Source organism: Streptomyces sp. NPDC003691, from assembly GCF_053981115.1.
This window is the reverse complement of record NZ_JBSFNQ010000165.1, coordinates 1-8,623: the sequence shown is the minus strand read 5'-3', so window position 1 is coordinate 8,623 and position 8,623 is coordinate 1. Positions and strand designations below refer to the sequence as shown.

The following is an 8,623-nucleotide window of genomic DNA, read 5'->3' as shown; positions in this document are numbered from 1 at the left end:
TGTGCAGGAGCACGGGCGGGGCGGCCGGGAGAAGGGCGGGCTCGGCGGGGGCGGAGGGCTCAGCGCGGTCGGAGGGCTCGGGGGGCTCGGCGGGGCCGGCGGCCCGGCGCCAGCGGTTGGCGGGCAGCCCCGGGCGGAGGACGGCGATCGCCGCGCAGTACTTGGTGAACACGGCGGGCCGTACACCGTGGGCGTGGAGGTAGCGGTCGGCGTCGGTGAGCCGTCCGGCCGTCTTGGTCTCCACCAGGACGAACCCGGGATCGCTGCGGACCGCGCGGCCGGCCCGGACGTCGTGGCAGCGCAGCCCGAGGTCGCAGGTGATCCGCTCGCCGTCGGAGACCAGGGTCGCCCGCCGGTAGTCGGTCACGACGGACGGCCGCAGCACCGGCGGGGCGGCCATCCGGTAGGCGCGGTGCAGATGGTCGGCGAGAAAGCGCCGGAAGGGTGCGTCGAGCGGGGTGTCCGCACCGGTGAGCGGGCGCCGGTGCTTCACCGTCTCACCCCGGCCGCTCTTCAGTTTGATCTCGAACTGGCGCAGCCCCGAGTCCCGGTAGACCCGCTCTCTGATCTTGAAGCGCCGTCGGCGGCCCTGGCGGTGTTCGTGGAAGCAGCGCCAGTCCGGGGTGTCGTAGTAGACCGAGTGGTAGCGGAACCAGCGGCGCCCGTCGATGCTGAGCACCCGCAGGGGCCCGCCGGGGCGGTCCGGGTCGGTCAGATGGGCGACCAGTCCGGTGAAGACGGCGGCGGGCACCAGATACGCCTGGTCGAAGCGGGCCATCAGCTCGGCCCTGGCCTGCACTTCGGCGAGGGAGATGGCGGGCGCGCCCAGCACCGACCCGGCGACCGGGTCCAGTTGCGGGAGCGGCAGCTGCCCCGGCGGCCCTCCCGCGGTGCCCGCGCTCCGGGGGTGGACCGCGGGCGCCGAGGCGGTGGTCATACGGCCTCCAGTTCGGTCCGCTCACCGGCACGGTCCGGGACCGCGCTCCCGGCGTCCGGCCGCGGGGCCGCGGCGGCGGACTTCGGCAGCCGGTAGCGGACGTCCACCACGGTCAGATCGCGGACGAAGTCGACTTCCAGCACCGTCCAGTTGACGGGTTCCCCGAGCCGCAGCCCGAGTTCGGCGTGCAGATCGGCGGGGTCGGCGTACACCGCGTCCAGGGTGACCACGGCCCGGCGGGAGCGGGCGAAGAGCCTCGGGTGGTCGGCCGCCCAGACCACGACGAGCAGCAGCAGGGTCAGGGCACCGGCTTCGGTGAGGGTGAGGTCCGGCAGTCCGCAGATGAGTCCGATGACCAGAGTGGTGAAGTAATAGGCGACTTCCTCGTGCTGGATGGAATCGGAGCGCAGCCGGATTATCGAGAGAACGCCGAAAAGACCGAATCCCAGCGCGGCACCGCCGCTGTCGCCGGCCCGGGCGAGTGCGGCGACGACCGTGAACAGCGCCGCGTTGAGGGCGAGATAGGCGGGCAGCAGATCGCGGCGGCGATGGCGCGGGTAGTAGACGGCGAAGGCCAGGAGGGTGACGGCGAACAGGTCGAGCGCTAAGTGGGCGGCGAGTTGTCTCAGCGACTCCATGGGGGCACCTTTCGGGCAGGCGGGCGGGCACGGAAACACGGGGCCGGGCCGGGATTTCCGGGAATCCTAGACGAGCACCGCGCAAAGGGAAGGGAAAAGCCCTTTCCTTTTCCGCAAAAGAGGCGGTGAGATTCCGTTCACCGGGAAATGAGAGGTCCCTCATCGACCGGTTCCGCGGCGCGTGTTCCGGGCGGCCGTCGCGCTGCTGAAGTCGCAGGTGCGATGCCGGTGAGCCATGTGTGATCAGGGGGCGTCCTGGTTCCGGCTGCGACCCGGTCCATGGCTGCGCCGTACACGTCGAATCGAACGTCCGGGTCCGCACTGCCTCCGACGCGTCAGCATCCTCGGTCGTAGATCGCCCGCAGCCACGGTTCCCTGACTGCGGGCATCCGCGAAAGCGTGTACCGGAACGCCTGCCCGGACGGCTGGAGCAGATACGACGGGTGCGGCGGAAGCGGATCGTCCCGCTCCACCCCCGCCGGCAGCCCGCCGACCGCGGGCAGCCTGGTCCGGTGCGGCGGAAAGGCGAGCTCGGCCCAGAGCGCGGCATCCATGGGCACGGGTACCACCCCGGCACGCGGCCGCCACACTTCTCCGGTCTGCGGATGGACCGGCACCAGTGCCAGGTCGGTGGCCGGCTCGCCGAACCCCGGCCCCGCCAGGTCCAGCCGCTTCGCACCTTCCCCGGCGGGCAGCAGCGCGCGGAGTGCCCGGCCGAGGAGCTCGGCGACCGGCCCGCGCGCCACCTCGACCGGCGCACCCCCGGCGGCCACCACCACCTGGGCGAGAGCCACGCCCGCCGGGATGTCCCGGTACTTCCTCAGCCGGTGCCACAGCGCACCGGTGGCCAGCAGCTCCTCCCAGTCCATGACCGGCCGCTCCGGTGGGCCGGGCAGCCGCACCACTGCCTGCGGGACGAGCCGGACGAGCTGCCAGCACCCGCAGTCGTCCATCCTCGTTCCGACCGGCAGATCGCAGCCCAGGCACCCGAGGTTCGGCCCGTCCCGCCCGTCGATCCCCATGCAGTAGCCTCCGGCCCGCTCGAGGATCAGCCCGGTGCCGCGGATGTCGCCGGGCGCGAGAAGGATGGTGCCGGAGGGTCCGTCGGACAGCGCGCCGAACGGCGCGAAGCGCCCCCGCCGCGCCGCCTCGAACGCCCCGACCTCGTCATACTGCCGCCATGGCAGCCCGTACGGTTCGGGGTCGACGGCGTAGGACCCGGACTCCAGCAGTGGCGGGTGCAGCTGCTCCCAGTGGTTGTCGGCCAGGTGGACCGGCAACGCCACTTCCGACACCGCCGCCGTCAGGACCGCACCGCAGCCCGCGCACCCGAACACCGTCAAACCGTCTCCTCCCGCCTTCGAAGCCTCTGCATCCCACCAAGGAGGCCGACCGGGGAGCAAGGGGTTTTCGGACGACGCTCAACGCCCCGCCGGTCAGTAGCCGGCGGCCCCCGCCCGGCCGCCGCCGGACCGGAGGACCTCGCCGAGGTCGTGGGCGATGTCGTGGAGGAGATGGCGGGTGAAGAAGTCGACCGTGAGCCGTTCACCGGGGAAGCGGGGGTCGTCGTGGTCCCAGTCGGCGGCGGTGAGGGTCTCGAATCTCCGTGCCAGGGCCCCGGCGGCCCGGACCAGCTCCCGGGCCACCAGCCGCGGGTCCTCGTCGCGGTAGAGCGCCGGGAGATGGCCGCCGGAGTCCGCCGGGCCCGGCAGCGGGGCGCGCGGAGTACCGAGCGTCAGGTCGAGCCGCTGATGGAAGAGCAGGCACATGTCCCGGACATGGCAGGCATGTTCCAGCGGGGACCAGGCGAGCGCGCCTACGGCGCCGGAGGTGGTCCCGGGGTCGGCGAGGACACGGCGCCAGCGGTCCGCGTACTCCCGCAGGATCCGGGCGGCGGTCTCCCGGGTGAAGGGCCGGTCGGCGAAGTCGCAGCGGTGACAGAGCGGCAGGGGCGGGGAGTCCGGAAACGTCCGCGTCAGGGGGGTCGCGCTCATCGAACCACGGGTTCCTTCCTCATGGCCACGCCGCCCGCCCGGGCACCGGGTCCCACCCGGTAAGGCCACGGGCCCCGCTGCCCCGTGTACGGGGCAACGGACGGAGCCGAGTCTAGAACCCCGCAGGCATTCGGTGCAATCTCCAGCATTGCCCTCGGTGCAATCGCGTGATTGGATGCGCGCAATGAACCGCGGGCGGGATACGGGGGACGGACCGACGTTGACGGACTATCAGAGCGTTGCGGACGCGGTCACCGAGGAGATCAGGACGGGCGGACTGCGGCCGGGCGACCGGCTGCCGCCGCTGCGGGACTTCGCCCGGGAGCGCGGTATCGCCGCCTCCACCGCGGGCCGGGTCTACCGGGAACTGGCCCGGCGCGGGCTGACCGTGGGCGAGGTGGGCCGGGGCACCTTCGTCCGCGCCGTACCCGGTACGGCCTCGCTCGGCGAGGACGGCCGCAGCCCGGTCGATATGGAGCTGAACTATCCGGTGGTTCCGGAGCAGTCGGACCTCCTGGCGCGCGGTCTCGGGACGCTGGTCCGGCCGGGGGCGCTGGACTCCGCGCTGCGGCCGTCCGGTGCGGCCGGGACCGCGTCGGCCCGGGAGGCCGCCGCCGATCTGCTGACCCGGGGCGGCTGGCGGCCCGATCCGGCGCGGGTGCTGTTCACCGGCAACGGACGCCAGGCGATCGCCGCCGTACTGACCGCGCTGGTGCCGCCGGGCGGCAGACTGGGCGTCGAGGAGCTGACGTACCCCGCCGTGCGGTCCCTGGCGGCCCGGCTCGGCGCCGGAGTCGTCCCGCTCGCCGTGGACGGGGACGGCCTGGTACCGGAGGCGGTCGAGGAGGCCCGGCGCAGCGGGCCGCTGCACGCCGTCTACACCCAGCCGACGCTGCACAATCCGCTCTCCCTGACCATGCCGCCGCGGCGCCGGGCCGCGCTCGCCGAGGTGGTGACACGGCTGGGCGTCCCGGTGATCGAGGACACCGTCTGGGCGTTCCTCCGGGACGACGTACCGCCGCTGGCCGCGCTGGCGCCCGAACTGACCGTGCTGGTCGACAGCCTGTCGAAGCGGATCGCGCCCGGTCTCAATCTGGGGTACGCGGTGGTGCCCCCGGCCCTGCACACGGAGGTCGCGGTGGCCCTGCGGGCGGGTGGCAGCCTGCCCACCGGCTTTGCGCTGGAGGCCGCGTCGCGCTGGCAGCGGGACGGGACCGTACGGGCCCTGGTGCTGGCCAAACAGCGGCAGGCGGCCGAGCGGCAGGAGATCGCCCGCCGCGAGCTGGCGGGCTTCTCCCTGCTCACCGAACCCCGCTCGTACCACTGCTGGTGGGAGCTGCCGGCCGGCTGGCGCGCCGACGCCTTCGTGGCCGCGGCGGCACGGCGCGGTATCGGGGTGGTGCCGGCCTCGGCGTTCGCCGTGGCCCCGCACCGAGCGGTGGGCGCGGTGCGCATCGGTCTGGCGTCGCCCCCGGCGCAGATACTGCCCGGCGCCCTGGCCACCCTGGCCCGGCTGGCGCGCTCCGCGCCGGACGATCTCGTGGGGGACTGAGCGCGCGCACCGTACGGGCGGTCAGGTCTCCGGGACGACCTCGACCGAACCGATGTACTCCCGGGTCTCCCCGGCGGGCAGCCGGACCGCCTGGGCCCAGTAGTAGATCACCAGGCTGAAGGCGGCGACCACGCCGATGTCCCACCAGAGCGGTACGGCGCCGGTGGCGCCGCAGGCGGCCGTCGAGGCCGGTCCGGTACTGCAGAAGCCGCCCTGCCACGAGATCACCCCGAGGCCGAGCAGGTACACCGGCAGCCACTGCGCCGACCACCAGTCCGGGTGGGGGCGGCGGGGGTTGAGCCGGAAGGCGGCGGACGCGCCGAGCAGCACATAGCCGATGACGATCGCCAGTCCGAGCCGCCACAGGGTGTCCCAGCCCGACCAGTAGATGATCAGGTTGGCGACGATGAAGGCGACCGGGGACCAGAAGTGTCCGGCGGGCAGCCGGTAGGGGCGGTGCCGGTCCGGGTCCTGTTTCCGCAGACAGCCGAGGGCCAGCGGCGCGCCCGCGTACATCAGCACGCTCGCCGAGGTGACGAAGCCGACCAGTTTCTGCCAGGTGGGGAAGGGCAGAAAGACGATCAGCCCGACGACGAACGCGAACAGCAGGCTGAACCAGGGCACGCCGCGCCGGGTCGTCTTCTCGAAGAGGACCGGGACATAGCCGTTGCGGGAGAGTCCGTACGAGACCCGGGAGGCGGCGGTGGTGTAGATGAGGCCGGTACCGGTCGGGGAGATCACCGCGTCGACGTAGATCAGGGCGGCCAGCCAGCTCAGTCCGACGGAGGCGGCGAGACCGGCGAAGGGGCCCGCCTTGTCGGCGAAGGTCAGATCGGCCCAGCCGTGGACGAAGGCGTCCGGTGGCAGCGCACCGATGAACACGATCTGGAGCCCCACGTAGACCAGCACGCCGAGCAGGATGGAACCGATCACCGCCAGCGGGATGTCACGGGCCGGGTTGCGGCTCTCCCCCGCCAGCTGGTCCGCCTGCTCGAAGCCGAGCAGCGCGAAGATGATGCCGCTGGTGCTGACGGCGGAAAGCACGCCCGCCGCGCCGAAGGGGGCGAATCCGCCGTGGCCGAAGTTCTCGCCGTGGAAGGCCGTGGCCGCCAGCGCCGCGATGGTCAGCACCGGAATGGCCACTTTCCACCAGGTCGCCAGGCTGTTGGTGTGGGCGAGCCAGCGGATGCCGAAGAAGTTGACGACGACGAAGAACGCCATGAAGGCGACCGCGAGACCGTAGCCCGCCGGAGTGAGCTGGTTCTCGCTCTTCTGCACCCAGTCCGCGTGCACGCTCAGATAGTTCAGGGAGGCCATCACCTCGATGGGGGCGGTGGCGACGGCCTGGAGCCAGGAGAACCAGCCGAAGGAGGCGCCCGCCGCGCTGCCGAAGGCGTAGTGCGGGAAGCGGGCGGTGCCGCCCGCGACGGGGTAGGCCGCGCCGAGTTCGGCATGGACGAAGGCCAGGACGATGATGGCGGCGGCGCCGATCGCCCAGGACAGCAGGGCCGCGGTACCGGCGGCCTGGGCGGCGAAAAGGGCGCCGAAGAGCCAGCCGGAGCCGATGATCGACCCCTCGGACGTCCAGATCAGACCGACCAGTCCGATGTCCCGGCGCAGGCCCGGATTGCCGGGCGCCGGCGCGGCGGCGCGCTGCTTCGCCATGGAGCGGCCCTCGTGCTTCCGGGACGGGCACGGCACACGCGGGCTGGCGCGCGGCCGCGGGGTGACGGGAAGTGCCGCCGTCACTCTAGGAATCCGGTACCGGATCGCATCGCGCCGCGCCGGGGGGACCGGGGGTTCCGGGCCCGGGGCCGTCCGGTCGGCCCAACGGAACGGCCGGACCGGCGGACGGGGCCCGGTGGACAGGGCCCGGTGGATGGGGGCCGGGCGGGACAGGGCCGGGCGGGAGGGCGTACGGCCGCCGCCGTACGCCCCCGGGCTCAGATACCCGCCGACGCCATCTCGATGATCGACCGGTAATAGGCCGCCGTGGAGACCACACACGCCTTGTACTGGCGGTTCCCGCTCACCGCGAGGAAGTAGTCCCGGATGTTCTGCCAGTACGAGACCAGATAGCCGAGGCCGGGCCGGAAGCCCGGGGGCTTGGGCACCAGGGCGAAGGCGGCGGAACACTGGAGGATGCGGTCCGTCGCCTCGGAGAGCACATCCGCGACGGCGGCGTTCATGTTCCAGCCGGCCGCCAGTCCCGGGGTCCAGATGGCACCCGCGATCGCCCGCAGCTTCTCCTGTTCGTCCGGTGTCGGGTCACTCTGCAACGACACCGCCGCGGCCTGCGGCGCCGGGGCACCGGTGGGCGCGGCGTGTGCGTAACCGGCCGCGCCGACGGCGAGAAGCACTCCGGAGACGGTGAGCGCGACGGCCGGGACGAACGCGGGTCTGCGGGTGCGGGTGCTCATGACGGACCTCCTGTCGCCCGCCGTACAGGCGGGACTCCATACGGTTAAGTGCGCGATGCACGTTGACATGCACCCATCCAGCCGTCAACGGCGCCCCGTCGGCCGCCGGGCCGCCCGTCCGGTATTTGGGTATCCGTTGGATGGACACCCCCAACGGAGAGCACTACTCTCCGAGTTGGTCTAGACCTAGAGCAGGATCCGATCGCCCGCGCACCGTTCCGGGCGTTCCAGGACGCCCGGCAGCGCGCCGGGGCATCGGCCGAACCGCATGCGGCACCCCACCCCACTCCATCCCCCCACCCATGGAGCACAGCATGCGCAACAGATTCACCGCGTCGCTGCTCGCCACCGCTCTGGCGGGCATCACTCTCTTCACGGCCTCGGGCAGCGCCCAGAGCCACGGCTATGTCGACTCCCCCGTCAGCCGCCAGCAGCTCTGCGGCAACAAGACGGTGCTCAACTGCGGCCAGATCGAATGGGAGCCGTGGAGCGTGGAGGGCCTCCAGGGCTTCCCGCAGCGCGGCCCCGTCGACGGCACCATCTGCGCCGGGGGCAACGGACGCTTCTCCGAGCTGGACGACCCGCGCGGCGGCGCCTGGCCCGCCACCCGGCTGACGGCGGGCAGCGAGCACACCTTCGTCTGGCGGATCAACGCGAAGCACGCCACCACGGACTTCCGTTACTACGTCACCAAGGACGGCTGGAACGCCTCCAAGAAGCTGACCCGGGCCGATCTGGAGCCGCAGCCGTTCCTGACGGTCCCCTTCGGGGGCGTACGGCCGGGCGCGACGGTCACCCACTCCGGTGTGCTGCCGCAGAAGACGGGCCGTCATCTGATCCTCGGGGTCTGGACGATCGCCGACACCCAGAACGCCTTCTACACCTGCTCCGACGTGCAGTTCTGACGGCACGCCCGCCGGGGCGTGCCCCGGCGGACGGCCGCGAGCCCCGTCCGGCGTGGTGGAGCGGTTGTCGGATGCCCGGAGGAACGGGCATCCGGTGTTGGCGGTGGTACGCGGTTCGGCGGTGAACTCCGACGGTGTGAGCATGAGCGTCGCCACGACTTCCGGAGGGGCAGCCTC

General features: G+C 72.7%; 8 protein-coding genes. 2 read left to right on the top strand and 6 right to left on the bottom strand.

Annotated features, from left to right (window positions below; all coding sequences use genetic code 11):
* The 4 genes from ACWDR0_RS34010 to ACWDR0_RS33995 form a co-directional block, all read right to left on the bottom strand.
* A partial coding sequence (locus ACWDR0_RS34010; RefSeq protein WP_456355697.1) for a polyphosphate polymerase domain-containing protein occupies positions 1-937 on the bottom strand: 937 nt, incomplete at its 3' end.
* Entirely contained in the window at positions 934-1,575 is a 642-nt protein-coding gene (locus tag ACWDR0_RS34005) for a DUF4956 domain-containing protein (RefSeq protein WP_456355696.1), read from the bottom strand. The genes ACWDR0_RS34005 and ACWDR0_RS34010, both read right to left, overlap by 4 nt.
* A 335-nt stretch (positions 1,576-1,910) precedes the next feature.
* Entirely contained in the window at positions 1,911-2,912 is a 1,002-nt protein-coding gene (locus tag ACWDR0_RS34000; RefSeq protein ID WP_456355698.1) for a hypothetical protein, read from the bottom strand.
* A gap of 99 nt (positions 2,913-3,011) precedes the next feature.
* Entirely contained in the window at positions 3,012-3,569 is a 558-nt protein-coding gene (locus tag ACWDR0_RS33995) for a hypothetical protein (protein ID WP_456355695.1), read from the bottom strand.
* Between the two features lie 220 nt (positions 3,570-3,789).
* On the opposite strand from ACWDR0_RS33995, the gene ACWDR0_RS33990 reads away from it, so the two are divergent.
* Positions 3,790-5,121, top strand: a complete 1,332-nt coding sequence (locus ACWDR0_RS33990) for an aminotransferase-like domain-containing protein (protein WP_456355694.1) — start codon at positions 3,790-3,792, stop codon at positions 5,119-5,121.
* 21 nt (positions 5,122-5,142) lie between these two features.
* Here the strand turns inward: ACWDR0_RS33990 and ACWDR0_RS33985 are convergent, their stop codons facing one another.
* Both ACWDR0_RS33985 and ACWDR0_RS33980 read right to left on the bottom strand, forming a co-directional pair.
* A complete protein-coding gene (locus tag ACWDR0_RS33985) occupies positions 5,143-6,786 on the bottom strand; it encodes an APC family permease (RefSeq protein ID WP_456355693.1) in 1,644 nt (547 codons plus the stop codon).
* 278 nt (positions 6,787-7,064) lie between these two features.
* Entirely contained in the window at positions 7,065-7,541 is a 477-nt protein-coding gene (locus tag ACWDR0_RS33980; RefSeq protein WP_456355692.1) for a hypothetical protein, read from the bottom strand.
* 314 nt (positions 7,542-7,855) lie between these two features.
* On the opposite strand from ACWDR0_RS33980, the gene ACWDR0_RS33975 reads away from it, so the two are divergent.
* Positions 7,856-8,446 carry a lytic polysaccharide monooxygenase auxiliary activity family 9 protein gene (locus ACWDR0_RS33975; RefSeq protein ID WP_456355691.1) on the top strand — a complete coding sequence of 197 codons (591 nt, stop codon included), beginning with the start codon at positions 7,856-7,858 and terminating at the stop codon, positions 8,444-8,446.
* Positions 8,447-8,623 lie beyond the last annotated feature (177 nt).